This window comes from Streptomyces sp. RPA4-2 (assembly GCF_012273515.2).
Lineage (GTDB): Bacteria > Actinomycetota > Actinomycetes > Streptomycetales > Streptomycetaceae > Streptomyces > Streptomyces kaempferi.
Genome location: NZ_CP050975.2, coordinates 2,157,406 through 2,183,739, shown reverse-complemented (window position 1 = coordinate 2,183,739; position 26,334 = coordinate 2,157,406). Strand labels below are relative to the sequence as shown.

Below are 26,334 nucleotides of genomic sequence, written 5' to 3'. Positions count from 1 at the left end.
TGACTCCCGCCCGGCAGCGCGCAGATCCAGTGGACACTCTCCCGGCCCCTGGGTCCCGGCCGAGAACCGGACCAACCGGTCCCCGGCCCGGCACTGAAGCAGCGGCACTGGACCAGTGGCACTAGAGCAGGGCGAACTGGCCCTCCGGGCCCTCCTCGTGGTGATCGAGGACGGACGCGGGCCGTCGTGCCGCCTCCGGCACCGGCAGCACTCCCGCCGCGCGCAGCTCGCTCGCGCCGACCGGCGCCTCCCGCACCGTCAGCTCCGCCTGCCGCTGCCGCAGTTCCCCGAGCAGCGCCAGCACCGTGACGAGTTCGAGCAGCTCGGAGGTCCGGGTCTGCGGCCAGGTCGCCGGCCCGATCGCCTCCAGAACGCCCGGTCCGCCCGTCCCGGTGCGTTCCGCGAACCACTGTTCCAGGACGCGCACCCCGCCCACCTCGAAGTCCCAGGCATGCGGAGGTACGGGAGAGATCCGGCCCTCACCGAGACGCAGGGCCTCCTCGTCCCGGTCGTAGCGCAGTTCGAGGGGGGAGGCGGGAAGCGGTGCGCGGACGTACGGGCGGCGGCCTCCGGGCAGCTTGGGACGCTCGCCGTCGCGCCGCGTCAGCCGCAGCATCCCGCGGCCCAGTTCGACCCCGCGCTCCCAGACCTCCGGGTCGGCGGTGAGGGGGACGACGCGGCCACCCCGGCCCGGCCGTGCGACCGCCACCGTCCAGGCCAGGACGTCCAGGGCGTCGGGGGAGCGGCCGAGCCGGGCGCCCAGGTGTGCCGTCAGGCCGGGTGCCAGGTTCGGTTCGAGGCCGCCCGGACGCCGGTAGAGGGGACGGATCCGTCCGCCGCGTCCGGCACCGAGCGGGAGGAGGGACGTGGCGAGCAGGACCGGCCCCGGCGTGCCGGGCACCACCGTCTGCTCGACCACGAACGCCTGCCGCTCGTCGGCCACCCGCCACAGTTCGGGGCGCGCCGCGTCGATCAGCCGGTGGTCCGGGATCAGCCACTGCTCGTCGAAGGGGCCGTGCAGGACGCGCACCGGCTCCGGACAGGGACCCGACTCGCGCGCCAGCCGCCCCGTCCCGGTGGACTGCCCCGGAAGCTGCGGGACCGCCGACCGCGGAGTGCGCGAGCGGGTGGAGCCGAACAGCGCCTCGCGGTCCGGCCCTTCGGCCCTGAGCAGGGCGTCCCACCGCGCTCCGAGGGACGCGGCGTCGGGAGCGGCCGGCCACCCCCGCCCCAGCCTCGGCGGTGCGACCGACCACGGCATGAGGTCCGCGAGCAGCGGAGCGTCGTCGTCGTGCGTCACGCTGGGCATCGTACGACGAGGGCCGCGCACACCGTCCTCGTACGCCGTCGTCAGTGGGCGTCGAGGGTGACCGTGAAGGAGAAGCGGTCCCCGCGGTAGTGGATGCGGGCCACGTCCAGGGCGACACCGTCCTCGCCGTACACGATGCCCGTGTAGTGCAGGATCGGGCTGAGCAGCGGGACCTGGAGCAGCCGTGCCGTCTCCGGGTCCGCCAGCCGGGCCTCCACGGTGTCGGTGATCCGGCTGATGCGCAGGCCCACCACGTCCCGGAGCACCTTGGTCATGGGCCAGCGCACCAGGTCCTGCGGGTCGATCAGCGCCGCCAGTTCGGGACGCACGTAGTTGCGCGCGTGGTTCGTCGGCTCACCGGTCTTCTCGTCGCTGCGCAGCCGGTGGTAGGTGCCCACCTCGGCCACATCCGGGAAGTACTCGGCGAGTTCGGCGGGCAGCGGGGCCGGTCCATGGCCGAGCAGCTCGGTCGTCATGCCCGACTGCTGGGCCACGATGGTGTCCACCGAGCCGAGCAGCCGCACGGGCGCACCGCGCCGCGCACTCGGCTCGATGAACGTGCCCCGCCGGCGATGGCGGTTGATCAGCCCCTCGTCCTCCAGCTCCTTGAGCGCCTGCCGCATGGTGAGCACGCTCACCCCGTAGTGCCCGGCCAACTGCTCCTCGGTCGGGAGCCGTAGCGGGTCCTGGGGCGACCGCCCGAGTATCGAGGCGCGCAAGGACTGCGACACCTGATACCAGAGCGGCAACTTGCGGTTCAGGACGATCGAATCCGGGGCGAAGGAGGTCACGAAGGTATCCGTACCGGTCGCCGCAGCTCAGCGCAACGGGCGGAAGTGCCGCTGGAGGCCCTGCCACACGTCGTCGTACCCGCGCTGCAGGTGCTCCGCGCCCGCCGCCTGCGCCGTGGCGGTCACCGGCCAGCGCGTCTCGAACATGAACGCGAGCCCGTCGTCGACCTTCTGGGGCCGCAGTTCCGCGGCGCTCGCCCGGTCGAAGGTCTCCCGGTCCGGTCCGTGCGCCGACATCATGTTGTGCAGCGAGCCGCCTCCCGGCACGAAACCCTCGGCCTTCGCGTCGTACGCCCCTTCGATGAGTCCCATGTACTCGCTCATCACGTTCCGGTGGAAGTACGGCGGCCGGAAGGTGTCCTCGCCCACCAGCCAACGCGGCGCGAAGACGACGAAGTCGACGCCGGCGAGCCCCGGGGTGTTGCTCGGCGAGGTCAGCACCGTGAAGATCGACGGGTCCGGGTGGTCGTAGCTGATGGTGCCGATCACGTTGAAACGGCGCAGGTCGTAGACGTACGGCAGATGGTTGCCGTGCCAGGCGACGACATCCAGCGGAGAGTGGTCGTACGTCGCCGTCCAGAGGTTGCCGCAGAACTTGTTGACGACCTCGACCGGGCCCTCGGAGTCCTCGTACGCGGCCACGGGTGCGAGGAAGTCGCGGGCGTTGGCGAGTCCGTTGGCACCGATCGGGCCCAGATCGGGGAGTTGGAAGGGCGCCCCGTAGTTCTCGCACACATAGCCACGGGCGGACGCGCCGGGCCCGCCGTCGAACGCTTCGTCGAGCAGCTCCACCCGGAACCGGACCCCTCGGGGGATCAGCGCGACCCCGCCCGGCTCCACCCGCAGCAGTCCGAACTCGGTCCGCAGCAGCAGTCCGCCGCGCTCCGGCACGATCAGCAGCTCGCCGTCGGCGTCGCTGAACACCCGCTCCATCGAGGAGTTGGCGTGATAGAGGTGCACCGCCATACCCGTGCGCCGCGTCGCGTCGCCGTTGCCGCCGAGCGTCCACAGGCCGGCGAGGAAGTCCGTGCCCGCGGGGGGCTCCGGCAGCGGGTTCCAGCGCAGCCGGTTGGGATCGGGCTCGGTCTCGGTGAACGGAGCCGAGCGCAGCGTGCCGTTGTCCGTGCGCGCGAACGCGGGATGCGCGGCCGACGGGCGGATCCGGTACAGCCACGAACGCCGGTTGTGGGCTCTGGGTTCGGTGAACGCCGTACCGCTCAACTGTTCCGCGTAGAGCCCGAGCGGGGCGCGCTGCGGCGTGTTGCGGCCGTGCGGCAGCGCCCCCGGGACCGCCTCCGAGCTGTGTTCGTTGCCGAATCCGGAGAGGTAGGCCAGCCCCTCGGCCGTCTTCCTCGCGTCCCCGCTCATGATCGCTCCCTCGCGCCCGATTCCTATGCATCACCGTAGGATTCGACGTCACCGTGCGCAAGAGGGCGCTCGAAGCACCGCTCGGGACCGGCCACGGCCACGGCGCGCGGCCGGGGTCCGGGCGCGACGTACGCCCCAGGGCTTGCCGCACGGACCGAGAACCCGACTTCAGGGGGATCCGGCCGTCGGACCGTTGTTCTACTCTCCCGGGCATGTCGTGGAAGCGTGGACCGCTCGCCGCGCTCGCGGTCTGCGCCCTGCTCGGCGGACCGGCGGGCTGCGGCTCCGGTGACGGGCACGGGCGAGGGGAGCGGGTGTCGGCCTCGCCCGTGGGCAGACTCCTGGACGGGACGGACGAGAGGGGACGGCACTACCGTGAGGTCGGCAAGGAGAACGCGCCCGAGGTCGCGATCGAGGTCCAGCCGGACTTCGACCACGGCTGGGACGTGCGCCTGAGCGTCCACCACTTCCACTTCTCGCCCGCCGGGGCGAGGGCCCGGGCCGTGACCGGCCGCGGCGTCGCCCTGCTCTACCTCGACGGCCGCGCCATCGCCACGCTGCGCACCGCCGAACACCACCTCGCCGGCGGCCTGGTGCCGCGGGGCACCCACCATGTCACCGCACGCCTCTACGCGGACGACCGGACGGTGTGGGCCGTGCACGGCAAGCCGGTGCAGAGCACGGCCGACATCACGGCGTCCGTGGCCGGACCGACGCACGGCCCCGCCCCGACGCGGACTCCGACCCGCACGGTCACCCCCACGGGAGCGGCCACGGCGACCCTGCCCAGCACGGGGACGACCGCGACGAGCGGGAACGGCGGCACGGCCCGCACCGACACGGGAGGTTCACCGGACACCGGCGGAAAGGCATCATGAAGCCCGTGCCCCCCGCGACCCCGCTCCGCCGTGCGCCCGTCCAGCGGCGCAGCGCCGAAAGACTGACGAGGATCCTCGACGCCTGTGCCGGACTCCTCGACGAGGTCGGCTACGACGCCCTGAGCACCCGGGCCGTGGCCCAGCGCGCCGGTGTCCCGATCGGTTCCGTCTACCGCTTCTTCGGCAACAAGCGCGCCATGGCCGACGCGCTGGCCCAGCGCAACCTGGAGCACTACACCGAACGTGTCGCCGAACGCCTCGGGGAGTCGGACGGCGAGGGAGGCTGGCGGGCCGCCATGGACGCCGTGCTCGACGAGTACCTCGCCATGAAACGCACCGCGCCCGGCTTCACCCTGGTCGACTTCGGCAACCAGATCCCGGTCGGCTCCGGTTACGCCGAGCCCAACACCCGTGTCGCCGAACGGCTCACCGAGCTGCTCTCCGGCTATCTCGACCGCACCCCCGACGAGGACCTGCGGCGCACCTTCCTCGTCGCCGTGGAGGCCGCGGACACTCTGGTCCACCTCGCCTTCCGGGTCGCACCGGAGGGCGACGAGCGGATCATCGACGAGACCCGGCAACTGCTGCGCGCCTATCTGGGCCGGGTCCTCGACTGAACGGGGCGCGGGCGGGGGCGGGGGTACGGAGAGTTCCGAACCGGGCGCGAGCCGTGGCGGGGATACGGGGAATTCCGAACCGGGCGCCGGCCGGGGCGGCGATACGGAGATTTCCGATCTCGCCCCCGAGAGCCCCTCCCGGTCATCCGTACCGGTCGGTATGCTCGTCCGCGTCTGCGTCCGTGTGCCACCGCCGCCACCGTCCTCCGGGAGGATCCGTGTCCCGCACCTCCGGCACCACCCGAGACTCCCGCACCGCCCTGCGCGTCTGCCCCCTGTGCGAGGCCACCTGCGGGCTGACGCTCACCATCGAGGGCACCCGGGTGACCGGCGCCCGCGGCGACCGCGACGACGTGTTCAGCAAGGGGTTCCTCTGCCCCAAGGGCGCGTCCTTCGGGGCCGCCGACGGCGATCCCGACCGACTGCGCACCCCCCTCGTGCGCGAGGACGGCGTCCTGCGCGAGGCCACGTGGGAGGAGGCCTTCGACGCCGTCGCGGCGGGACTGCGCGCGGTCGTGGACCGGTACGGCCCGCACGCCGTCGGCGTCGTCCTGGGCAACCCCAACGTCCACACCATGGCCGGCGCCCTCTACCCGACCGTCCTGCTCAGCTCCCTCGGCACCCGCAGCGTCTTCACCGCCTCCACCGTCGACCAGATGCCCAAACACGTGTCGAGCGGCCTGCTCTACGGCGATGCCAACGCCATCCCGGTGCCGGACCTCGACCACACCGACCACCTCCTGCTGATCGGCGCCAACCCCCTGGAATCCAACGGGAGTCTGTGCACCGCACCCGACTTCCCCGGCAAGCTCAAGGCGCTGCGGGCCCGCGGCGGCACGCTCACGGTCATCGACCCGCGCCGGACCCGCACGGCCAAACTCGCCGACCGTCACGTGGCCGTCCGGCCCGGCACCGACGCCCTGCTGCTCGCGGCGATGGCCCACGTCCTCTTCGAGGAGAAGCTCGTCGACCCGGGCGAGCTCACGCCGCACCTCCAGGGCATCGAGGAACTCGCGGACGCCGTGGGGGACTTCACCCCCGAAGCCGCGAGCGAGGCCTGCGACGTACCCGCCGACACCATCCGGGCCCTCGCCCGCGAACTGGCCGCCGCCCCCACCGCGGCCGTCTACGGACGCATAGGCAGCTGCACGGTTCCGCACGGCACCCTCGCCAGCTGGCTCGTCGACGTCCTCAACATCCTCACCGGCAACCTGGACCGGCCCGGCGGCGCCCTCTTCCCGCTCGCCGCCACCGACCGGACACCCCGGCCCGCCGGCCCCGGTCACGGCTTCGCGCTCGGCCGCTGGCACAGCAGGGTGAGCCGGTACCCCGAGGCCAAGGGCGAACTGCCGCTGTCCGCCCTGACGGAGGAGATCGACACCGCCACGCCCGAAGGGGCCCCGGTCCGCGCCGTCATCGCCGTCGCCGCCAACCCCGTCCTGTCCGCCCCCGACGGCGACCGCCTCGACAAGGCCCTCGACTCGCTCGACTTCATGGTCAGCGTCGATCCCTACCTCAACGAGACCTCCCGCCACGCGCACGTCGTCCTGCCGCCGCCCCCGCCCTCGCAGAGCGCCCACCACGACTTCGCCTTCAACACCCTCGCCGTGCGCAACCAGGTCCGCTACAACCGTCCCGCCGTCCCCCTCGAACCCGGCCGGATGGCGGAGACCGAGATCCTCGCCCGGCTGGTGCTGGCCGCGACCGGTATGCACGGGACCGATCCGTCCGCCGTCGACGCCATGGTCGTCGACTCCACCCTCGCCAAGGCGGGCAAGGACGCGCACGGACCGGTGCACCGGCGCGACCCCCGCGAACTCGCCGCGGCGCTCACCGGCGAGACCGGACCCGAGCGGCGCCTCGACATGATGCTGCGCCTCGGCCCCTACGGCGACGGTTTCGGCGCGCGCCCGGACGGTCTGAACCTGGACCGGCTCCTCGCGCGTCCGCACGGCATCGACCTCGGGCCGCTGCGCCCCCGCCTGCCGCAGCCGCTGAAGACCCGCAGCGGCAGGATCGAACTGCTGCCGGCCCCCATCGCCGACGACCTGCCGCGGCTGCGGGACGCCCTGCGCGAACGCCCGGCCGCGATCGTGCTCGTCGGCCGCCGACATCTGCGCTCCAACAACAGCTGGATGCACAACGTGCCCGCGCTCACCGGCGGTTCCAACCGCTGCACCCTGCACGTCCACCCCGAGGACGCCGCGCGTCTCGGCCTCGCCGACGGGACGGCCGTACGCATCAAGGGGGCCGGGGGAGAGGTGACCGCCCCCGTGGAGGTCACCGACGCCGTGCGGCGCGGAGTGGTGAGTCTGCCGCACGGTTGGGGACACGACCGTCCCGGCACCCGGATGAGCCACGCCGCTCTCGACCCCGGCGTGAACGTCAACCAGCTCCTCGACGGCTCGCTCCTCGACCCGCTGTCGGGCACGGCGGTGCTCAATGGCGTCCCCGTCGAGCTCGCGCTCGCCGAGACGAGGCTGTGACCTGGAGTTTTGCGCCTATTGCTCACGCGTCAACATCTTGTGAACCGATTCCGGCCCGACCTGACGTCGTCGCACCGCCGGCCCCGGCGGGAGTTCAAGGGCGAACGTGAGGTATTCCTCCATGCCGACCATCCCTGCATCCCCGACGCGTCGGGGATGCACATGGCCCTCGTCACCGGTGTCCTCAGCATCCCGCTCACCTGTTCCATGTCCAACGACGGTTTCTGCTTCGGCGTCCGGGACCGTGTGCGGCATCGTCTGACGGCCATCGGCCGCTGTCCGCCGCTGTTCGGAAGTTCGCCCGAGCGGTAGGCGATCGTCCGTTTCCTCCCGGGGTGAACCGTGCCGACCGATCCCGCCGGGTGTCTTCCCCCGGGCGTGCGCGGTCCGTTAGCTTCCGTGACTCATACGTCCCCCGCGACCCGCCCGGGACGTCCGACCGCGGAGCACCAGCGCCCTGTGAGCCCCCGGGGGCACCCTTCATGACACGCGCCATCTCCCTGCACCAGGTCAGCAAGTCGTACGCGCGCGGCGTCCGCGTGGTGGAGCGGCTCTCGCTGGACATCAGGCCCGGAGAGTTCCTGGTCCTGCTCGGACCCTCCGGCTGCGGAAAGTCGACCGTGCTGAGGATGATCGCCGGGCTGGAGGACCCGACCGAGGGCGAGGTGCGCCTCGACGGCGAGTTCGCCAACGATCTGCCGCCGGCCGAACGGGACATGGCGATGGTCTTCCAGAACTTCGCCCTGTACCCGAGCATGACCAGCCGCGACAACATCGGCTTCCCGCTGCGCATCGAGACACCCGGCGAGGACCCCCGCCCGCGCGTCGACGCCACCGCCCGGATGCTCGGCATCGAGGACCTCCTCGAGCGCTTCCCCAATCAGCTGTCGGGAGGCGAACGCCAGCGCGTCGCGATGGGCCGCGCCATCGCCCGGCACCCCTCCGCCTTCCTGATGGACGAGCCGCTGTCCAACCTCGACGCCAAGCTCCGCAACCACCTGCGCGCCGAGATCGCCTCCCTCACCAGAAAACTGGGCGTCACCACGGTGTACGTCACCCACGACCAGGCCGAGGCGCTCTCGCTCGGTGACCGGGTCGCCGTCCTGCGCGGCGGCGTGCTCCAGCAACTGGGCACGCCCCGCACGGTCTACGCACTGCCCGCGAACGTCTTCGTCGCCGCCTTCATCGGCACGCCCCGTATCAATCTGCTGCGCGGCCTCGTCCGGGCACCGCTCGACGGCGCCATGACGATCAGCCTCGGCCGGCAGTACCTCCGGCTGCCCGAACCCCTCTGTCTCGACCACCAGTTGCTACGGGTGCAGCAGGGCCGGGAGGTCATCGTCGGCCTGCGCTCCGAGGGGGTCCGCATCGCCAGACCGTCCGAGGCGAGGCCCGGCGAGGTGGCGATCAGCGGCCTGGTCGAACACGTGGAGTTCCAGGGACACGAGGTGCTCGTCCACTTCAACACCGGCTCGCGGCCCGCCTTCGTACCGGAGTTGGAGGCGCCGCGTCCGGTCCGTCCGGTGCGCCGTCGGCGCCGTGAGGGCACCGTCCTGGGCCGCCTCCGGGAGCGGGCGGCAGGACGGCGGGTCGGGCCCGTGGTCGTCCTGGAGCACCCGGGCGACACGGAACCCGCCCGCGCCGACGAGGTCCCGCCGGAGGGGCGCCTGCCCGGCGACCTCGTCGTCCGCACCACCCCCGACTTCGAACTCCGGCACGGCCTCCAGGTCCCCCTCCTGGTCGACCTCGCCCACCTGTTCGTCTTCGACCAGCACGGCGAACGCATCTGCCCCGCTCCGGCGCGGCTGCCGGACCTGGACGAGTGAGTTCGCCGGCATGCGGGCATGTCCGTGCTCGGCATCCGCGCCCGGGTGGGCGCCGCCACCGCCACCGCCCTGCTCGCCGCCGGCGCCCCGGCCGCGTACGCCCTGTTCGACGACGCGGGCCCGAACGCCCCGGCCACGGCGAGGACTTACGAGGAGACCCGGCTGCTGTTCGGCACCGAGCGGCCCGATGGCGGACCGGCCGTGACCGACCCGCAGTTCATGGCCTTCGTCGACCGCGAGGTGACGCCCGCCTTCCCCGAGGGGCTCACCGTGCGGGACGGCCGCGGACAGTACCGTGACGCGCACGGCGTCATCGAGCGCGAGCGGTCGTACGAACTGGTCCTGCTGTATCCGGCGGCGCAGGCCGGCGCGCGGGCCGCGGGGATCGAACGGATCCGGACGGCGTACGAGAGGACGTTCGGGCAGGAGTCCGTGGCCCGTCTCGACGCGCGCACCCGGGCGGACTTCTGAGGCCGCGGGGACGTCCGGGCCGTACGCGCCTCCCGATCCCTCTGGCGCCACAAAACTATCATCGCTAGTTTAGGGTCCGGACCGACGCGGCCCCGCCCGGGAGGAACACGATGAAGGCACATGACGGCATGTACATCGACGGGGCCTGGCGCCCCGCCGCCGGCAGCGACACCATCGAGGTGGTGAACCCGGCCGACGAGCAGGTGGTGGGCCGGGTCCCGGCGGGCACCGCCGAGGACGTCGACGCCGCGGTACGAGCCGCCCGCGCCGCCTTCCCGGCCTGGGCCGCGACCCCGCCCGCCGAGCGCGCCGCGCGGCTGGCCGCCCTGCGTGACGTACTCGACGCCCGCAAGGACGAGATCGCCGAGACCGTCACGGCGGAGCTCGGCTCGCCGCTCCCGTTCTCGCAGGCGGTCCACGCGGGCGTACCGATCCTGGTCGCGGGCTCCTACGCCGAACTCGCGGCCACGTACGCCTTCGAGGAGAGGGTCGGCAACTCGGTCGTCCACCAGGAGCCCGTCGGGGTGGTCGGAGCGATCACACCCTGGAACTATCCGCTCCACCAGATCGTCGCCAAGGTCGCCCCGGCGCTCGCGGCCGGCTGCACGATCGTCCTGAAGCCCGCCGAGGACACCCCCCTGACCGCCCAGCTCTTCGCGGAGGCGGTCGCGGAGGCGGGCGTGCCGGCCGGTGTCTTCAACCTCGTCACCGGGCTCGGTCCGGTGGCGGGCCAGGCCCTCGCCGAGCACCCGGACGTGGACCTGGTCTCCTTCACCGGCTCCACGGCCGTCGGCCGGCGGATCGGCGCCGCGGCCGGCGCCGCCGTCAAGCGGGTCGCCCTGGAACTCGGCGGCAAGTCCGCCAACGTGATCCTGCCGAGCGCGGACCTCGCGAAGGCGGTCAACGTCGGCGTCGCGAACGTGATGTCCAACTCCGGCCAGACGTGCAGCGCCTGGACCCGCATGCTGGTGCACGACTCACGGTACGAGGAGGCCGTGGAGCTCGCCGCTGCGGCCGCCCTCAAGTACGGCGACCGCATCGGCCCGGTGGTCAACGCCAAGCAGCAGGCCAGGGTGCGGAGTTACATCGAGAAGGGCGTCTCCGAGGGCGCCCGGCTGGTCGTGGGCGGTGCCGAAGCCCCGCGCCCCCAAGGGTACTTCGTCAGCCCGACCGTCTTCGCCGATGTCGAGCCCGGCATGACGATCGCCCAGGAGGAGATCTTCGGGCCGGTGCTGTCGATCCTGCGCTACGAGGACGAGGAGGACGCCGTCCGGATCGCCAACGGCACGGTCTACGGGCTGGCCGGGGCCGTCTGGGCGGGCGACGAGGCGGAGGCGGTGGCGTTCGCGCGACGGCTCGACACCGGGCAGGTCGACATCAACGGCGGACGCTTCAACCCCCGCGCCCCGTTCGGCGGGTACAAGCAGTCCGGAGTCGGACGCGAGCTGGGCACACACGGCCTGTCCGAGTACCTCCAGACCAAGTCCCTGCAGTTCTAGACCCCAGGAGCACGCACATGGTTCGCGCTGCCGTCCTTCCCGCCGTGGGCGCTCCGCTGGAGATCGCCGAGATCGACCTCCCCGCGCCGGGCCCGGGCCAGGTCCGCGTCCGGCTGGCCGCCGCCGGAGTCTGCCACTCCGACCTCTCGCTGTCCGACGGCACCATGCGGGTGCCCGTCCCCGCCGTCCTCGGTCACGAGGGCGCCGGGACCGTCGTCGCCGTGGGCGAGGGCGTGACGGACATCGCCCCCGGTGCGGCGGTGGTCCTCAACTGGGCCCCCTCTTGCGGAAGTTGCCATGCCTGCACGTTGGGGGAGGTGTGGCTGTGCGCCAACGCGCTGACCGGCGCGGGGAACGTGTACGCACGGCGCGTGTCCGACGGGAGCGACCTCCACCCCGGCCTGAACGTGGCCGCGTTCGCCGAGGAGACGGTGGTGGCCGCCGGATGCGTGCTCCCCGCCCCGGACGGCGTCCCGCTCACCGACGCCGCCCTGCTCGGCTGCGCCGTCCTCACCGGATACGGCGCCGTCCACCACTCCGCCGGGGTCCAGCCCGGCGAGAGCGTCGCCGTGTTCGGGGTCGGCGGGGTGGGTCTCGCGGCGCTCCAGGCCGCCAGGATCGCGGGCGCCTCGAAGATCGTCGCCGTCGACGTCTCCGCCGAGAAGGAGTCGCTGGCCCGTGCCGCGGGCGCCACGGACTACGTCGTCGCCTCCGACACCACCGCCCGCGACATCCGCGCCCTCACCGGCAAGCAGGGCGTCGACGTGGCCGTCGAGTGCGTCGGCCGCGCGGTGACCATCCGCGCCGCCTGGGACTCCACCCGCCGCGGCGGCCGCACCACGGTCGTCGGCATCGGCGGCAAGGATCAGCAGGTCACCTTCAACGCGCTGGAGATCTTCCACTGGGGGCGGACCCTGGCCGGCTGTGTGTACGGCAACTGCGACCCGGCGCGCGACCTCCCGGTGCTCGCCGAACACGTCCGGGCGGGCCGACTGGACCTGGCGATGCTGGTCACCGAGCGGATCGGCCTGGAGGGGATCCCGGGGGCGTTCGAGAACATGGTGGCCGGGAAGGGCGGACGGGCGCTCGTGGTGTTCTAGCCGGTGGGATCGCGGGGGGAGCGGGCGGCTGCCACCGTGGCGTGCCCGCGAACCTGAGCGGGTCCCCGGCCGGGGCGTGCCCCCGAACCCGGGCGGGTCCCCGGCCGGGGCGTGCCCCCGAACCTCGCGTGCCCTCTACCCGGGCGTGCCCCTCCTTGTTGTCGCGCCCCCCTTCTGTCAGGCGCGCTCCGACGGCCGAGGTGAGGCCGTCGCGCGCGCCGGAACGGTGGCTCCCGGCCGGGACCGCGACACCGCGACCCCGGCCAGGCACAGGGCGCCGCCCGCCAGGGTCAGCAGCCCCGGTATCTCGTCGAGGAACAGCCAGGACATCGCGACGACCAGTGCGGGGACCGCGTACGTGGTCGCCCCCATCCGGCTCGCGGTGGTCCGGGCCAGGGCGTACGCCCAGGTCGTGAAGGCCAGTGCGGTCGGGAAGACGCCCAGGTAAAGGACGTTGAGGGTGGCGGAGGCGGGTGCGTCCGCCACCTCGTGGACCAGTTGCCCCGCGAACGGCAGGCAGGCGACGGCGCCGACGAGACACCCGAACGTGGTGACCTGGAGGGCGCTCGCCCGGCCGAGGGCAGGCTTCTGGGCGACGACGCCCGCCGCGTAGCCGATCGCCGCGAGCAGGCACAGGACCACCCCCAGGACCGAGGAACCGCCCCCGCCGGACATCGACAGCCCGACCGCGACCGCGCCCGCGAACGACACCGCCATCCCCGCGAGCAGCCGCGGCGGCATCGTGTCCCCCAGCAGCCGGGAGCCGAGCAGCGCGATCAGGATCGGGCCGGTGTTCACGACAAGTGCTGCCGTACCGGCGTCCACCTGCTGCTCGCCCCAGTTCAGCACGACCATGTAGAAGCCGAACCACAGCAGGCCGGACAGCGCGATCCCGCGCCAGGCCTCCCGCGGGGGCAGGCCCTCGCGCCGCAGCAGACAGATCGTGCCCAGCGCCACGGCCCCCGCCAGCAGCCGGCCGAGCGCCAGCGCCCCCGGGGAGTACACCGCGCCCGCGCTGCGGATCGACACGAAGGCGGAGGCCCACAGCACGACGGTGACCGTCGCCGCGCCCGCGGCGAGCAGCTCCGCGCGGCGGGCGGGGGCAGGGGAGGAGGCGTTCATCATGCTCCTGAGACTAGGTACGGGCGGGGTGCGGGTCTGGCGGATTCCGGACGCCGTGGTGAGGGGCGAGGGGCGAGGGGCGAGGAGCGGGTGTGGCGGGATCGCTCAGTGGAGTGCCGTCGCCTCGATGCCCAGGAGTTCCGTGAAGGCGCGCTCCCCCTCCGGCGTGACCTTGACCGCGCGCTCCGATCCGATGCGTACGCACCAGTGGGCGTCCAGGGCGTGGCGGCACAGGGCCGCGCCCGCCGTGCCGGCGAGGTGGGGGCGGCGCTCGGTCCAGTCGAGGCAGGCGCGGCTGAGAGGGCGCCGGCCGGTGCGGTCCAGGGTGATGCCCGCCGTGTCGAACCAGCGCAGGCCCGCGTCCGTGAGGGCGAAGCCGGTGTCCTGGCGCAGCAGCCCGCGCTGGGTGAGGGCGTCGGTGAGGGCGATACCGAGCCGTCCGGCGAGATGGTCGTAGCAGGTGCGTCCGCGGGCCATCGCGGAACCCGCGCCGGCCTCCCGCAGCGAGCGGGGACGCCCGGCGGCGCCGGGGGCGACCTGGGCGGCGAGGTCCTCCACCAGTTGTGCGACACGGCTGTCGGCCAGGCGTACGTACCGGTGGCGGCCCTGCCGCTCCTCGGTGAGCAGGCCGCCCGCGACCAGTCTGCCGAGGTGTTCGCTGGCCGTCGACGGCGCGACCTCGGCGTGCCGGGCCAGCTCACCGGCGGTCCAGGCGCGGCCGTCGAGCAGCGCGAGCAGGAAGACGGCGCGGGTCTCGTCGGCGATCATCCCGGCCAGCGCCGCCAGACCGGGCGCGACCGGATCCTTCCGTCTGCTCATACGACCAGGATGCGTCAGGAACATGTCGGCGCCGGCCGAACCATGGGGGGCGAGGCCCGCACGGGCCCGGGTCCGGTCACACTCCTTGCCGGGTCCGGCTACTCCGTCCCGGTCACCCGCTGGAACTGCTGCACCAGCCCGTCCAGCAGCGCCGTGAGACCCACCTCGAACGCCCGCTCGTCGATCTTCTCCTGCTGCTCGGCGAGCAGATGGGCCTGCCCCAGATGGGGGTAGTCGGCGGGGTCGTACGCGGTCTCGTCGTCGACGAAGCCGCCGGCGAACGAGCCGAGGGCGGAGCCCATGATGAAGTACCGCATCAGGGCGCCGATGGAGGTGGCCTGCGCGGGCGGCCAGCCGGCGCCGACCATCGCGCCGAAGACCGCGTCGGCCAGGCGCAGACCGGCGGGCCGGCGGCCGGGGCCGCGCGCGAGGACCGGGACGATGTTCGGGTGGTCGCGCAGGGCGGTCCGGTAGGAGACGGCCCAGTCGTGCAGCGCGGTGCGCCAGTCCCGTCCGTCCTCGAACATGGAGAGGTCGACCTGTGCGCTCACGGAGTCCGCGACCGCTTCCAGGATCTGGTCCTTGGTGCGGAAGTGGTTGTAGAGGGAGGGTCCGCTCACTCCCAGTTCGGCGGCGAGCCGGCGCGTGGAGAGGGTCGCCAGGCCCTCCGCGTCCACCAGGGCCCGTGCCGTCTCGACGATCCGGTCGGTGCTGAGGAGGGGCTTGCGCGGTCGGGCCATGGCGCACATAGTAGGGCTGCAGACTTAAACTAGCACTGCTAATTTACATTTTCGGATGTACGGCTTTCACGTGGGGTGTTCGTCATGAACCTGGAGCTCAGCGAGGAGCAGACCGCCGTCCGGCAGCTCGCCAAGGACTTCGTGGACCGTGAGATCGCCCCCCACGTGGTCGAGTGGGACCGGGCGGAGGAAGTCGACCGGTCCCTCGTCAAGAAACTCGGCGAGGTCGGTTTCCTCGGTCTCACGGTCGACGAGGAGTACGGCGGCAGCGGCGGCGACCATCTCGCGTACTGCCTGGTGACGGAGGAGCTGGGGCGCGGGGACTCGTCCGTGCGCGGCATCGTCTCCGTCTCGCTCGGCCTGGTCGCCAAGACGATCGCGCACTGGGGGAGCGAGGAGCAGAAGCGGCGGTGGCTGCCGGGGCTGACCGCCGGCACCCAGGTGGGCTGCTTCGGCCTCACCGAGCCCGGCACCGGCTCGGACGCCGGCCATCTGACGACCAGGGCCGTGCGTGACGGCGACGACTACGTCATCAACGGCACCAAGATGTTCATCACCAACGGGACGTGGGCCGATGTGGTGCTGCTGTTCGCCCGGTCGACCGACGCCCCCGGCCACCGGGGCGTCTCCGCCTTCCTGGTGCCGACGGACACGCCGGGGCTGACGCGCCACACCGTCCACGGCAAGCTCGGCCTGCGCGGCCAGGCCACCGCCGAAATCGTCCTCGAGGACGTCCGAGTCCCCGCGAGCGCCATGCTGGGGGCGGAGGGCAAGGGATTCTCCGTGGCCATGGCCGCCCTGGCCAAGGGGCGGATGTCGGTGGCCGCCGGCTGTGTCGGTATCGCCCAGGCCGCGCTGGACGCCGCGGTGACGTACGCGACCCAGCGGGAGCAGTTCGGCAAGACCATCGCCCACCATCAGCTCGTCCAGGAGCTGATCAGCGACATCGCCGTGGACGTGGACGCGGCGCGCCTGCTGACCTGGCGGGTCGCCGACCTCGTCGACCGCGGGCTGCCGTTCGCCACCGAGTCCTCCAAGGCCAAGCTCTTCGCCTCGGAGGCCGCCGTGCGCGCGGCGAACAACGCGCTCCAGGTCTTCGGCGGCTATGGCTACATCGACGAGTACCCGGCGGGCAAACTGCTGCGCGACGCCCGGGTGATGACCCTCTACGAGGGCACCAGTCAGATACAGAAGCTGGTCATCGGGCGCGCGCTGACCGGGGTTTCGGCCTTCTGAGTACGCGGGTGAGTACGGGAGCGGATGCGGCCCGGACCGAATCGGCCGAGTCTGGTCCGCATGAGTGACACATCCGTCAAGCAGCAGTCCACCGCCGCCTTCTACGGCCAGGCGGTCGCCTCCTTCGCCGTCGCCATGGTCGCGACCGCCATCGGCATCTACAAGCTGGAGGCCGACACCTGGGTGCGCGCCTTCCTGGGCGTCGCCGTCCTCTATCTGGTGACCTCGTGCTTCACCCTGGCCAAGGTGATCCGGGACCGGCAGGAGGCACATCTCACGCAGCGTTCGTACAGTCCGTTCGAGAAGCTCTGAGCGCGAGGCGGGCCGCCCTGAGCGGGCACGCTAAGCGCTCGCTCAGTATCAGAGGTATGGTGTTCGTCCTGCCAGTGGAAGGGGCGAACCAGCGATGAGTACGGCGCAGGAGACGGCCGACGGCGAGATGCAGCCGTGGGCCGAGGTCACCCCGGACGCGGCCCGGCGGCTGCTCATCGCCGCCGTGGAGGCCTTCGCCGAGCGCGGGTACCACGCGACGACGACCCGGGACATCGCCGGGCGGGCGGGCATGAGCCCGGCCGCGCTCTACATCCACTACAAGACCAAGGAAGAACTGCTCCACCGGATCAGCCGGATCGGGCACGACAAGGCCCTCGCCATCGTGCGCACCGCCGCGGACGGCGAGGGCGACGCCGCCGGGCGGCTCACCGACGCCGTGCGGTCCTTCGTACGGTGGCACGCCGGGCAGCACACCACCGCGCGGGTCGTGCAGTACGAGCTCGACGCGCTGGGCCCCGAGGCCCGTGCCGAGATCATCGCGCTGCGCAGGCAGACCGACGCCGCCGTGCGCGGGATCATCGAGGACGGTGTCGCGGCCGGCGACTTCGACGTGCCGGACGTCCCGGGCACCACGCTCGCGGTGCTCTCGCTCTGCATCGACGTGGCCCGCTGGTTCAACGTCGACGGTCCCCGCACGCCCGACGAGGTCGGCGGGCTCTACGCCGACCTCGTGCTGCGCATGGTGGGGTCCAAGGAGGAGTAGGACCGGGGAGCGGGTCCGAGGAGCGGTCCCGGCATGGGCCGTGCGGCCCGCGCCGTTCAGACGTAGTAGCGCGACACGGACTCCGCGACGCACACCGGCTTGTCGCCCCCCTCGCGCTCGACGACGAAGGCGACGGACACCTGGACGCCGCCGGGCACGTCGTCGACACCGGTGATCGTCGCGGTGGCGCGCAGCCGTGAGCCGACCGGTACGGGGGCGGGGAAACGGACCTTGTTCGTACCGTAGTTGACGCCCATCCGCACGCCCTCGACGCTGATCAGCTGCGGGCCGAAGAGCGGGAGCAGGGACAGGGTGAGGTAGCCGTGCGCGATCGTCGTGCCGAAGGGGCCCGACGCGGCCCGCTCGGGGTCGACGTGGATCCACTGGTGGTCACCGGTCGCCTCCGCGAAGAGGTCGATCCGCTTCTGCTCGATCTCGACCCAGTCGCTGTATCCCAGCTGCTCGCCCACGGCGGCACGCAGTTCGTCGACCGTCGCGAACGTCCTCGGCTCTGCCATCTCGCTGACCTCCCATAACTCCATGTCTAAGCGACTGCTTAGCATGGTCGTGTGCGGGGCGCATGTCAACGGACCGGGCGGGTGACGAAGTCGGTAGGGTTGGAGGGGTGCCCCAGATCCCTGAGAAGATCCACGAGCTGACCGTCGGGCAGCTGTCGGCCCGCAGTGGCGCCGCCGTCTCCGCCCTGCACTTCTACGAGTCCAAGGGCCTGATCAGCAGTCGGCGCACCACCGGGAACCAGCGCCGCTACCACCGTGACGCGCTGCGCCGTGTCGCCTTCGTCCGCGCCGCCCAGCGGGTCGGCATCCCGCTGGCCACCATCCGTGAGGCGCTCGCCGAGCTCCCCGAGGAGCGCACCCCGACGCGCGCGGACTGGGCCCGGCTCTCGGAGGCATGGCGTTCCGAACTCGACGAGCGCATCAAGCAGTTGAGCAGGCTGAGGGACCATCTGACCGACTGCATCGGATGCGGGTGTCTGTCCCTGGACAACTGCGTGCTCTCCAACCCGGACGACGTCTTCGGCGAGCGCCGGACCGGTTCCCGGCTCATGGTCGAGCAGGGTGCCGCGCCACGGCCGGCGCCGGAGCGGCGCAGGGAGTCCGAGGACTGTCGCTGACCCCGGCGCTCCCAGGCCGTGCCGGACGCCGTCCGGCTCACTCGTACTCCGTGCCGCCCTTGCGCGTCAGATACGCCGGGCTGACCGCCTTCGCGATGGCCCGGCCGCCCGTCACCGGGCTGTACCGCTCGGTCGCGGGCCTGATGACCACACCTTCGCGCAGATGCAGTCCGCGGCCGGAGACCGTCTCCCGGCCCGAGGCGGCGTCCAGCACGCGATCGACGGTGTACGGGCCCTCGTACACCCGTGGGACCAGGGGCAGTTCGCCCTCCAGCAGCGCCGCCGCGTCCAGCCAGCGGACCTCGCCGTCGATCTCCGCGGACACGTCGAACACGGCGTAGCCGAGGGACTCGCGGCGGCCGTCGGCGCCGTAGGAGAGGTCCTGTACGCCCGCCCCGTACACCTCGCCGAAGATGCCCACCCGGCGCGCGCCGAGCCGCTCGGCGAGCCGGGCCGCGGCCCGCGCGACCCCGTGGCCGTGCACGGCGCGCCAGTACAGATTGCGCGGATCCTCCTTGAGCGCCAGCGACTTGGCCCCGAAGCCCTTGGAGGAGACGTACGCGCGCCCCTCGTCCGCGAGGTGGGTCACCAGGCAGGCCGAGCCGTGCAGCTTCTCCGTCAGTACGACGGGCTCGCCCGGCGCGAAGATGTCCGGGTACCGCTGGATGTTCTCGATGTCGACCCAGGGCAGCAGTCCGGGCGCGGACTCGACCTCGCCGCTCATGGTGGGCGGGATCGGGGGCACCCATTTGACGATGCCGAGCGTCTCGGCGAAGTCGGTGCCGTCCGCGGCGGCGCGCGCCAGGTCGACGTCCGCCAGTGCCCTGGGGCGGCAGACGATCCCCTGCGACAGCTCTCCGCGCAGCCGTACGGCCCTGACCCGGTCCGACGAGCTGCCCGCGAGCCGTCCGGTCAGCCCCAGCTCCTCGATCAGCCCGGGCGGGAGCACGGACTGCTCCGGGATATAGAGCGCGGTCTCGCCGGTGCGGTAGGTGCCCTTGGCGACGACGGCCCGATAGAGGCCTACCTGGGCCAGTTCGAGCGCGTCGGCGTTCGGGTGCTCGTGGACGGTCAGGACTTCGGCGGTGACGCGCAGCGTCGACATCGGCCTCTCCTCGGGTTCCGCGGGTTTCTCAGCCCGGTTTCATCGCCTCCAACTGTCCGGACCGCAAAGGAGTGGAGCGAGCGGATTTACGGCTGTTATCGTCGGCTTCCGGGGCCCACGTCCGCGCACGTCCGCGCACGTCCGCGCACGTCGGCGCACGTCGGCGCACGTCGGCCCGCGGCGCCGCGCGGCCTGCCGTCCGCCCCGCCTTCCGGCCCGCGCTACGACGGACGCCGGGCGGCCCCGTACTGAACCAGTCCCTCGGCCACCAATCGCGCGTTGGACTCCGCACGCTCGCCGTCCGGCAGGACGAGGGTGTCCTCCAGCCCGATCCGGGTGGCCAGCCCCAGCCGGCCCGCGAGCCGCAGCACCGGCCAGGTGCCGCCCTCCTCGCCGTGCAGCAGGACGGGGACGCCGTGCGCGGTGCCGAGGCCGGCGAGGAGGTCCAGGGCCGACCGCTCGGCCGTCCGCGGGGAGGGGTCGGTCACCTCGGCCAGCACCCGCAGTACGCGCGGTCCGAGCGGTGACGCCGCGAAGCGGGCGGCGCCGTCGGTGCCGGACCAGATGCCCGCCTCCACACCGACGCCGCGGTCGAGAAGCGCCGCCGCCAGCTCCTCGGCGCCCGGCTCGTGCCAGTTGACCGAGGCGTGGTCGGGCAGCACCGTCCAGGACCGGACCCGCTCCACGCGGGCGACGGGACCGGGCGCGGCCCACGCGCCGGTCGTCACACCGACCGGGACGTCGACCCGGGCCCGGATCGCGTCGAGGACCGCCGCGACCGCCCTCTGCGACAAGGTGTCCTGCCCGCAGGGGGTCTTGGGGTGAACATGAACGTCCGTGGCCCCGGCCCCGACCGCCCCGGCCGCGGACTCGGCCAACGCCCCGGGCGACAACGGCACCCCGACCCCGTCACCGGCCCCGCGCGCCCCATTCAGACAAACCTGCACCACACCCCCGATCCTGCCACCCGGACTGACCCGCAGCCCTCGTACCTGGACCGTTCGGCGGACGGCGGGGCGGCATGCCTGTCTTGAGGGGCGCGGGGAACTGCGCGCCCAGCCACGAACGACCGGCGGTGGGCACCTGACCCGCAGTCCCTCGTACCTGGACCGTTCGGCGGACGGCGGGGCGGCATGCTTGTCTTGAGGGGCGCGGGGAACTGCGCGCCCAGCCACGAACGACCGGCGGTGGACACCTGACCGGCAGTCCCTCGTACCTGAAGCGCTCGGCGGACGGCGGGGCGGCATGCCTGTCTTGAGGGGCGCGGGGAACTGCGCGCCCAGCCACGAACGACCCGCGGCGGACAACTGACCCGCAGCCCCCACGCGCCGCCACTCACCCCAGCGCACCCAACCAGGACAACTCACCCCAACCCAACCGCGCCCAACCGCTCAACCCAGCGGAGCGACTACGCCGAGACGAGCAGCCGCCCGCGCCGCGCCTCCGCCACCGCCGCGGGGGTCAGGACGGGCCGCGGCACGACGATCCCGCAGCCCCTGCACACCGGACCCGACGACGGTTCGTGGGCCAGGTCGTACTTCCACGCGAGGCGCTCCCCGGTGCACACGGGGCAGACCGCCCCGGGCTCCCGCTCCAGCGCGGCGATCAGCCGGCGCAACACCTCGGCCATGGGCTCGCGGGGATGGATCCTGGGGTCGTCGCACCACGCGACACCGAAGCCGCCCCAGGTCAGCCGGTGCCAGTCGTCCACGCTGCCCGGCCGGCGCAGCCCGTCGTGCTTCTCCTTCTTGCGACGCTCGGCGAATCCGACCTCGTAGGCGAGCCAGACGGAGCGGGCCTCCTCCAGTTCCTCCAGTGCGGCCACGAGCCGCGCCGGGTCGGGAGACCGGTCCTCCGGGCCGAAACCGGCCCGGGAACACAGATGGTCCCAGGTCGCCCGATGCCCATAAGGGGCGAATCGCTCAAGGCACTTGCGCAGTGAATAGCGTCGCAGTGCCAGATCACTCCTCGGATCTCGCACCTGTCTCGCCAGACTCCGGAAACCGGCCATCGCCCTGCACCTCCGTCACACCTGCACCTGTACTTCGGTCACTTCGGCGTCGTCGTCGTAAGGACGTCGCCGAGTAGACGTATCGACACGCGATTCGGCTCCCTCCGATTTCCGACGAGGGCCACAAGTCACCGGCCGAACTCCCCCGGCCTACCCCTCTTCGCTGTTCTCACCTGTGGAAACGGCTGTGAGTCGGGACTCCGGGGCGCCGGAGGATTCCCGCGGCCCGGTGATCCCCGAGGGCTGCCGACCGGGGGTTCCCGCGCGGCCCCTCGTCCCTCAACCACCCTGTGATCGTTAAAAGTTGACGCATGTTCATCTTCCAACTCGGGGATACCGGCGGTAACGTCCGGCCCACCCCGTCGGGAGGAGCTGCCATGCCACGGTGCACCCCACGTACCACCCTCGACAGACTGAGAACTCCCCGCAGATTCCCCAAGTTCCTGAAGGCCGCATCCATCTGCGTCCTGGTCGCCGGTCTGCTGTCCCCGTTGACCCAGGCCGCCGCCGCGGGCGGCACGGCCGGGCTCGCCGCGAACGACTACTGCGGCGGTCAGTGTTCCGACATCCTCCCGCCCGGCGAGAACGGCAACGCCACCCTCGCCCAGATCCTCCTCAACCAGGTCTTCGGCACCCAGCCCGACCATGCCGAGGACCAGCTCGGCCCGTACAGCAACCTCGCCGCGGGCTACTCCACGCTCACCGACGACAAGATCAACACCTTCTTCAACGACGCGTCCTTCGGCGTCGCCTCCGACCAGGTCGCCTCGACCACCAAGCCGGGCGGCCGCACGGACGTGACGATCGTGCGCGACAAGAAGTCCGGTGTGCCCCACATCACTGGTACTACCCGCTATGGGACCGAGTACGGCGCCGGATATGCGGCGGCCCAGGACCGGCTCTGGCTGATGGACGTCTTCCGGCACGTCGGCCGCGGCCAACTGACCTCCTTCGCCGGCGGTGCCCCCTCCAACCAGGGCCTGGAGCAGGAGTTCTGGCGCAACGCGCCCTACACCGAGGCCGATCTGCAGGCGCAGATCGACAGCGCCACCGCCAACGCCGGCGCCCGCGGCGCCCAGGCCCTCGCGGACGCCAACGCCTACCTCGACGGCATCAACTCCTACATCGACGCCTCCGACAGCGGCCGCTACTTCCCCGGCGAGTACGTCCTGACCGGCCACAAGGACGCCATCACCAACGCCGGCACGATCGACCACTTCAAACTCACCGACCTGGTCGCCCTGGCCTCGGTGATCGGCGCGCTGTTCGGTTCCGGAGGCGGCGGCGAGGTCAACAACGCGCTCTCGCTGCTCGCCGCCCAGTCCCAGTACGGCGTGACCGAGGGCACCAAGGTCTGGGAGTCCTTCCGCGAACGCAACGACCCCGAGGCCGCGCTCACCGTCCACGACGGCGAGAGCTTCCCGTACGCCACCAAGCCCGACACCGCGCAGGGCGAGGCGCTGCCCGACGCGGGCTCGGTGGCCCAGGAGCCGCTCGTCTACGACCGCGCCGGCAGCGCCGGCACCGCCAAGGCCACCGGTGCCTCGGCCACGGCGGCCGCGACGACGCTCACCTCGGCCAAGCGCGGGATGTCCAACGCCCTCGTGGTGAGCGGCAAGGCCACCGCCAGCGGCCACCCGATCGCCGTCTTCGGCCCGCAGACCGGCTACTTCGCGCCACAGCTCCTCATGCTCCAGGAGATCCAGGGGCCGGGCCTCAGCGCACGCGGCGCCTCCTTCGCGGGACTGAGCATGTACGTGGAGCTCGGCCGCGGCCAGGACTACTCGTGGAGCGCGACGACGTCCGGCCAGGACATCATCGACACCTACGCCGTCGAGCTGTGCCAGGACGACTACCACTACCTCTACCACGGCACCTGCACCGCCATGGACAAGGTCGAGCGGACCAACTCCTGGAAGCCGACCACGGCGGACGGCACCGCGGCGGGTTCGTACCGCATGCAGGTCTACCGGACCAAGTACGGCCCGGTGGAGTACCGCGCGACGGTCGGCGGCAAGAAGGTCGCCTACACCACCCTGCGCTCCTCCTACATGCACGAGGCCGACTCGATCATCGGCTTCCAGATGCTCAACGACCCGGACTACGTGAAGAGCCCGGGGACCTTCCAGAGCGCGGTGCAGCACATCAACTACACCTTCAACTGGTTCTACGCCGACTCCGCGCACACCGCGTACTACAACAGTGGCGACAACCCGGTGCGGGCGAGTGGCGTGGACGCCGAGTTCCCGGTCTGGGCGCAGGCCGCCTACGAGTGGCAGAACTGGGATCCGGCCACGAACACCGCCGCCTACACCCCGGCGTCCGCCCACCCCAACTCGGTCGACCAGGACTACTACATCTCCTGGAACAACAAGCAGGCCAAGGACTACACCTCGGCTCCCTGGGGCGACGGCTCCGTGCACCGCGGCAACCTCCTGGAGGACCGGGTGAAGAAGCTGGCCGCCGCGGGCGGGGTGACCAGGTCCGCGCTGACCCGGGCGATGGCCGACGCGGCGCTGGCCGACCTGCGCGCCGAGGACGTGCTGCCGAAGCTGCTCCAGGTCGTCAAGAGCTCGCCGGTCACGGACACCGCGGCCGCGGCGGCGGTGACCAAGCTGTCCGACTGGGTGACGGCCGGAGCCAGGCGCAAGGAGACCTCGGCCGGCTCGAAGACCTACGCCAACGCCGACGCGATCCGCATCCTGGACGCCTGGTGGCCGCTGATGGTCAAGGCCGAGTTCGCGCCGGGCCTCGGCACCGACCTGTACACCGCCTTCACCGCCAACCTGCCCATCGACGAGTCGCCGTCCGCGGCGCACGGCCCGACCGGCGCGCACGCGGGCAGCTCCTTCCAGTACGGCTGGTGGAGCTATGTCGACAAGGACATCAGGGCGGTGCTGGGTCAGCCGGTGCAGGGCGGACTGGCGCAGAAGTACTGCGGCGGCGGCAGCCTGAGCGCCTGCCGGGACATCCTGATCAGCACGCTCAAGACGGCCGCGGGCCTGACCGCCGCCCAGGTCTACCCCGGCGACGACCAGTGCTCGGCGGGTGACCAGTGGTGCGCCGACTCGATCGTCCAGCGGGCGCTCGGCGGCATCAAGCACGGCCGGATCACCTGGCAGAACCGGCCGACGTACCAGCAGGTCGTGGAGTACACGTCGCACCGTTGACCCCGGTCGCGCCGTCGACTCCCGCCCGGCGGCGGATCGGAGCCCCCGACCCGCCGCCGGGCATCGGCCGTACGCCTAAGGGCTGTCCCGTAATCCCCGGCGGGCGCACGACGACAGCTACGGCACTCCCCCGAGCTCTTCGAGCAGGGGGGACCCCCACGCCGCGTTGTCGGATCGCCCTGATACGCCCAGTATGAGGACGACCCTCCGCCTTGCGATGCACCGCATCTGACGCCGCGCGCTGATCCACCGGGGATTACGGGACAGCCCTTAGTCAGCCGTAGAGGAGATGCTCCTTCCGGGTCCGCCGGAAGGCCGCCAGTTCGTCCCGCCAGGACGCCACCACCTCGTCGGTCGTCGCCCCCGCGTCGATCATCGTGCGCACGCCGGTGGAGCCGGTCAGCTTGTCGATCCAGTGGTCGGAGCGCCAGGCGAAGCCGCTCCAGACCTTCTTGGCGGTCACCAGGAGCGCGATGCCGGTCCGTACGGGGTCGAACGCGGCCCGGTCGTTCACATGGATCTGCACGCCGCCGATGGTCGTGCCCTCGAACTTGGAGAAGGTGGGGGCGAAATAGGCCTCCCTGAAGTGCACGCCGGGCAGCCCGAGGCCGCCGACCGCCCCGGCCCACCGGCCGTCCAGGCCCTCCGCGCCGAGCAGTTCGAACGGCCGTGTGGTGCCGCGTCCCTCCGACAGGTTCGTCCCCTCGAAGAGACAGGTGCCGGAGTACACCAGAGCCGTGTCGGCCGTCGGCATGTTCGGACTCGGCGGCACCCAGGGGAGCCCGGAGGCGTCGTAGAAGTCCGACCGCTTCCAGCCCGACATCAGGACGGTCTCCAGCGCCACCGGCTTCGTCAGGAACTCCTTGTTGAACAGCCGTGCCAGCTCCGCCACCGTCATCCCGTGCGCCTGCGCGATCGGCTGCCGGCCGACGAAGCTCGCGAACTCCTTGTGGAGCACCGGCCCCAGGGCGGCCCGCCCGGTCACCGGGTTCGGCCGGTCCAGCACCACGAAACGCTTGCCCGCGAGCCGGGCCGCCTCCATGCAGTCGTACAGCGTCCAGATGTACGTGTAGAAGCGCGCGCCCACGTCCTGGATGTCGAAGACCACGGTGTCCACGCCGGAGGCGGTGAAGACGTCGGCGAGCGGCTGCCCGCTCTTGAGATAGGTGTCGTAGACGGGCAGACCGGTCGCCGGGTCGTCGTAGCGGCCCTCCGAGCCGCCCGCCTGCGCGGTGCCGCGGAAGCCGTGTTCCGGGCCGAAGACGGCGACGAGGTTCACCCGGGCGTCGGCGTGCATGACATCGACGATGTGGCGCACGTCCGTCGTGACGCCGGTGGGGTTCGTCACGATCCCGACCCTGTGGCCGTGCAGGAGCGAGTAACCCGCGCTCCGAAGGCGGTCGAAGCCGGTGCGCGGACGGTCACCGGTGGCGGCCGCGGGGACCGGGGCCGGGGTGGGGGAGGCGGGGGCTGTCGCCAGACCGGCCGCCGCGGTGGCCGTGAGAAGGGCTCGCCGGGAGAGGCGCATGGGGGGACCTCCGTGATCGCGGAAGGTGAGCACCGGCACGCTATGCGCAACCGCCCGACGTGCGGAAGCCGCCGGTGCCCGTTGCCT

General features: G+C 72.3%; 24 protein-coding genes. 13 read left to right on the top strand and 11 right to left on the bottom strand.

All coding sequences use genetic code 11. The features are described from left to right. Window positions 1-121 precede the first annotated feature (121 nt). From HEP85_RS09255 to hmgA, 3 genes are read right to left on the bottom strand one after another with little or no spacing between them, the layout of a single operon-like run. A complete protein-coding gene (locus HEP85_RS09255) occupies window positions 122-1,309 on the bottom strand; it encodes a type ISP restriction/modification enzyme (RefSeq protein ID WP_168527353.1) in 1,188 nt (395 codons plus the stop codon). 41 nt (window positions 1,310-1,350) lie between these two features. Then, a complete protein-coding gene (locus HEP85_RS09250; protein ID WP_168527352.1) occupies window positions 1,351-2,100 on the bottom strand; it encodes a GntR family transcriptional regulator in 750 nt (249 codons plus the stop codon). A gap of 27 nt (window positions 2,101-2,127) precedes the next feature. Then, window positions 2,128-3,468 carry a homogentisate 1,2-dioxygenase gene (gene hmgA / locus HEP85_RS09245; RefSeq protein WP_168527351.1) on the bottom strand — a complete coding sequence of 447 codons (1,341 nt, stop codon included), beginning with the start codon at window positions 3,466-3,468 and terminating at the stop codon, window positions 2,128-2,130. Between the two features lie 212 nt (window positions 3,469-3,680). Here hmgA and HEP85_RS09240 point away from each other — a divergent pair, with 212 nt between their 5' ends. The 8 genes from HEP85_RS09240 to HEP85_RS09205 all read left to right on the top strand — a co-directional run bounded on the left by HEP85_RS09240 (window position 3,681) and on the right by HEP85_RS09205 (window position 12,345). Then, window positions 3,681-4,346, top strand: coding sequence for a nuclear transport factor 2 family protein (locus HEP85_RS09240; RefSeq protein WP_168527350.1), 666 nt, complete (start codon window positions 3,681-3,683; stop codon window positions 4,344-4,346). Continuing rightward, window positions 4,343-4,963, top strand: coding sequence for a TetR/AcrR family transcriptional regulator (locus HEP85_RS09235; RefSeq protein ID WP_168527349.1), 621 nt, complete (start codon window positions 4,343-4,345; stop codon window positions 4,961-4,963). Before HEP85_RS09240 ends, HEP85_RS09235 begins: the two co-directional genes overlap by 4 nt. A gap of 218 nt (window positions 4,964-5,181) precedes the next feature. Next, window positions 5,182-7,449: a molybdopterin oxidoreductase family protein gene (locus tag HEP85_RS09230; RefSeq protein ID WP_168527348.1), complete on the top strand. Its 2,268-nt coding sequence runs from the start codon at window positions 5,182-5,184 to the stop codon at window positions 7,447-7,449. A 162-nt stretch (window positions 7,450-7,611) separates the two neighbouring features. Then, window positions 7,612-7,761, top strand: a complete 150-nt coding sequence (locus HEP85_RS09225) for a hypothetical protein (RefSeq protein WP_168524943.1) — start codon at window positions 7,612-7,614, stop codon at window positions 7,759-7,761. A 170-nt stretch (window positions 7,762-7,931) separates the two neighbouring features. Next, the gene (locus HEP85_RS09220) at window positions 7,932-9,275 is read left to right on the top strand and encodes an ABC transporter ATP-binding protein (protein ID WP_168527347.1); all 1,344 of its coding nucleotides are present in this window, start codon (window positions 7,932-7,934) and stop codon (window positions 9,273-9,275) included. 18 nt (window positions 9,276-9,293) lie between these two features. Beyond that, window positions 9,294-9,746 (top strand): DUF3574 domain-containing protein, encoded by a 453-nt coding sequence (locus tag HEP85_RS09215; protein WP_168527346.1) that lies wholly within the window; start codon window positions 9,294-9,296, stop codon window positions 9,744-9,746. A gap of 110 nt (window positions 9,747-9,856) precedes the next feature. Next, window positions 9,857-11,245 (top strand): aldehyde dehydrogenase family protein, encoded by a 1,389-nt coding sequence (locus HEP85_RS09210; protein ID WP_369657659.1) that lies wholly within the window; start codon window positions 9,857-9,859, stop codon window positions 11,243-11,245. Between the two features lie 17 nt (window positions 11,246-11,262). Further along, window positions 11,263-12,345, top strand: a complete 1,083-nt coding sequence (locus HEP85_RS09205; RefSeq protein WP_168527345.1) for a zinc-binding dehydrogenase — start codon at window positions 11,263-11,265, stop codon at window positions 12,343-12,345. A 177-nt stretch (window positions 12,346-12,522) separates the two neighbouring features. Here the strand turns inward: HEP85_RS09205 and HEP85_RS09200 are convergent, their stop codons facing one another. From HEP85_RS09200 to HEP85_RS09190, 3 genes are all read right to left on the bottom strand, one after another. Then, window positions 12,523-13,470 carry a DMT family transporter gene (locus HEP85_RS09200; protein WP_329286636.1) on the bottom strand — a complete coding sequence of 316 codons (948 nt, stop codon included), beginning with the start codon at window positions 13,468-13,470 and terminating at the stop codon, window positions 12,523-12,525. Between the two features lie 102 nt (window positions 13,471-13,572). Further along, on the bottom strand, window positions 13,573-14,286 hold the full coding sequence (locus HEP85_RS09195; RefSeq protein WP_329286634.1) for a winged helix-turn-helix domain-containing protein: 714 nt from the start codon (window positions 14,284-14,286) through the stop codon (window positions 13,573-13,575). Window positions 14,287-14,384: 98 nt separating this feature from the next. After that, on the bottom strand, window positions 14,385-15,026 hold the full coding sequence (locus HEP85_RS09190; RefSeq protein ID WP_329286632.1) for a TetR/AcrR family transcriptional regulator: 642 nt from the start codon (window positions 15,024-15,026) through the stop codon (window positions 14,385-14,387). An 84-nt stretch (window positions 15,027-15,110) separates the two neighbouring features. Between HEP85_RS09190 and HEP85_RS09185 the strand changes: the two genes are divergently transcribed. The 3 genes from HEP85_RS09185 (at window position 15,111) to HEP85_RS09175 (ending at window position 17,298) form a co-directional block, all read left to right on the top strand. Next, complete coding sequence (locus tag HEP85_RS09185; protein ID WP_168527343.1) at window positions 15,111-16,262, top strand: acyl-CoA dehydrogenase family protein; 1,152 nt, start codon at window positions 15,111-15,113, stop codon at window positions 16,260-16,262. A 60-nt stretch (window positions 16,263-16,322) separates the two neighbouring features. Beyond that, a complete protein-coding gene (locus HEP85_RS09180; protein ID WP_168527342.1) occupies window positions 16,323-16,574 on the top strand; it encodes a YiaA/YiaB family inner membrane protein in 252 nt (83 codons plus the stop codon). Window positions 16,575-16,668: 94 nt separating this feature from the next. Next, on the top strand, window positions 16,669-17,298 hold the full coding sequence (locus HEP85_RS09175) for a TetR/AcrR family transcriptional regulator (protein WP_168527341.1): 630 nt from the start codon (window positions 16,669-16,671) through the stop codon (window positions 17,296-17,298). Between the two features lie 56 nt (window positions 17,299-17,354). Here the strand turns inward: HEP85_RS09175 and HEP85_RS09170 are convergent, their stop codons facing one another. Further along, window positions 17,355-17,816: a MaoC family dehydratase gene (locus HEP85_RS09170; RefSeq protein WP_168527340.1), complete on the bottom strand. Its 462-nt coding sequence runs from the start codon at window positions 17,814-17,816 to the stop codon at window positions 17,355-17,357. 107 nt (window positions 17,817-17,923) lie between these two features. Here HEP85_RS09170 and soxR point away from each other — a divergent pair, with 107 nt between their 5' ends. Beyond that, on the top strand, window positions 17,924-18,433 hold the full coding sequence (gene soxR, locus HEP85_RS09165; protein ID WP_168527339.1) for a redox-sensitive transcriptional activator SoxR: 510 nt from the start codon (window positions 17,924-17,926) through the stop codon (window positions 18,431-18,433). 37 nt (window positions 18,434-18,470) lie between these two features. Here soxR and HEP85_RS09160 read toward each other — a convergent pair whose 3' ends face one another. The 3 genes from HEP85_RS09160 to HEP85_RS09150 all read right to left on the bottom strand — a co-directional run bounded on the left by HEP85_RS09160 (window position 18,471) and on the right by HEP85_RS09150 (window position 21,549). After that, window positions 18,471-19,538, bottom strand: a complete 1,068-nt coding sequence (locus HEP85_RS09160) for an RNA ligase (ATP) (protein ID WP_168527338.1) — start codon at window positions 19,536-19,538, stop codon at window positions 18,471-18,473. Between the two features lie 221 nt (window positions 19,539-19,759). Then, window positions 19,760-20,488 carry a 3-keto-5-aminohexanoate cleavage protein gene (locus HEP85_RS09155; protein WP_369657658.1) on the bottom strand — a complete coding sequence of 243 codons (729 nt, stop codon included), beginning with the start codon at window positions 20,486-20,488 and terminating at the stop codon, window positions 19,760-19,762. 458 nt (window positions 20,489-20,946) lie between these two features. Then, on the bottom strand, window positions 20,947-21,549 hold the full coding sequence (locus HEP85_RS09150; RefSeq protein ID WP_168527336.1) for a hypothetical protein: 603 nt from the start codon (window positions 21,547-21,549) through the stop codon (window positions 20,947-20,949). A 377-nt stretch (window positions 21,550-21,926) separates the two neighbouring features. Between HEP85_RS09150 and HEP85_RS09145 the strand changes: the two genes are divergently transcribed. After that, window positions 21,927-24,719 (top strand): penicillin acylase family protein, encoded by a 2,793-nt coding sequence (locus HEP85_RS09145; RefSeq protein WP_168527335.1) that lies wholly within the window; start codon window positions 21,927-21,929, stop codon window positions 24,717-24,719. 274 nt (window positions 24,720-24,993) lie between these two features. On the opposite strand, the gene HEP85_RS09140 is transcribed toward HEP85_RS09145, so the two are convergent. Next, window positions 24,994-26,247 carry an exo-beta-N-acetylmuramidase NamZ domain-containing protein gene (locus tag HEP85_RS09140; RefSeq protein WP_168527334.1) on the bottom strand — a complete coding sequence of 418 codons (1,254 nt, stop codon included), beginning with the start codon at window positions 26,245-26,247 and terminating at the stop codon, window positions 24,994-24,996. Between the last annotated feature and the right edge of the window lie 87 nt (window positions 26,248-26,334).

Coding starts and splice junctions, on each gene's coding strand:
- HEP85_RS09255 (WP_168527353.1), bottom strand. CDS start 1,309: ATGCCCAGCGTGACGCACGACGACGACGCTCCGCTGCTCGCGGACCTC.
- hmgA (WP_168527351.1), bottom strand. CDS start 3,468: ATGAGCGGGGACGCGAGGAAGACGGCCGAGGGGCTGGCCTACCTCTCC.
- HEP85_RS09240 (WP_168527350.1), top strand. CDS start 3,681: ATGTCGTGGAAGCGTGGACCGCTCGCCGCGCTCGCGGTCTGCGCCCTG.
- HEP85_RS09235 (WP_168527349.1), top strand. CDS start 4,343: ATGAAGCCCGTGCCCCCCGCGACCCCGCTCCGCCGTGCGCCCGTCCAG.
- HEP85_RS09225 (WP_168524943.1), top strand. CDS start 7,612: ATGGCCCTCGTCACCGGTGTCCTCAGCATCCCGCTCACCTGTTCCATG.
- HEP85_RS09220 (WP_168527347.1), top strand. CDS start 7,932: ATGACACGCGCCATCTCCCTGCACCAGGTCAGCAAGTCGTACGCGCGC.
- HEP85_RS09215 (WP_168527346.1), top strand. CDS start 9,294: ATGTCCGTGCTCGGCATCCGCGCCCGGGTGGGCGCCGCCACCGCCACC.
- HEP85_RS09210 (WP_369657659.1), top strand. CDS start 9,857: ATGAAGGCACATGACGGCATGTACATCGACGGGGCCTGGCGCCCCGCC.
- HEP85_RS09205 (WP_168527345.1), top strand. CDS start 11,263: ATGGTTCGCGCTGCCGTCCTTCCCGCCGTGGGCGCTCCGCTGGAGATC.
- HEP85_RS09200 (WP_329286636.1), bottom strand. CDS start 13,470: ATGATGAACGCCTCCTCCCCTGCCCCCGCCCGCCGCGCGGAGCTGCTC.
- HEP85_RS09195 (WP_329286634.1), bottom strand. CDS start 14,286: ATGAGCAGACGGAAGGATCCGGTCGCGCCCGGTCTGGCGGCGCTGGCC.
- HEP85_RS09190 (WP_329286632.1), bottom strand. CDS start 15,026: ATGGCCCGACCGCGCAAGCCCCTCCTCAGCACCGACCGGATCGTCGAG.
- HEP85_RS09185 (WP_168527343.1), top strand. CDS start 15,111: ATGAACCTGGAGCTCAGCGAGGAGCAGACCGCCGTCCGGCAGCTCGCC.
- HEP85_RS09180 (WP_168527342.1), top strand. CDS start 16,323: ATGAGTGACACATCCGTCAAGCAGCAGTCCACCGCCGCCTTCTACGGC.
- HEP85_RS09175 (WP_168527341.1), top strand. CDS start 16,669: ATGAGTACGGCGCAGGAGACGGCCGACGGCGAGATGCAGCCGTGGGCC.
- HEP85_RS09170 (WP_168527340.1), bottom strand. CDS start 17,816: ATGGCAGAGCCGAGGACGTTCGCGACGGTCGACGAACTGCGTGCCGCC.
- HEP85_RS09160 (WP_168527338.1), bottom strand. CDS start 19,538: ATGTCGACGCTGCGCGTCACCGCCGAAGTCCTGACCGTCCACGAGCAC.
- HEP85_RS09150 (WP_168527336.1), bottom strand. CDS start 21,549: ATGGCCGGTTTCCGGAGTCTGGCGAGACAGGTGCGAGATCCGAGGAGT.
- HEP85_RS09145 (WP_168527335.1), top strand. CDS start 21,927: ATGCCACGGTGCACCCCACGTACCACCCTCGACAGACTGAGAACTCCC.
- HEP85_RS09140 (WP_168527334.1), bottom strand. CDS start 26,247: ATGCGCCTCTCCCGGCGAGCCCTTCTCACGGCCACCGCGGCGGCCGGT.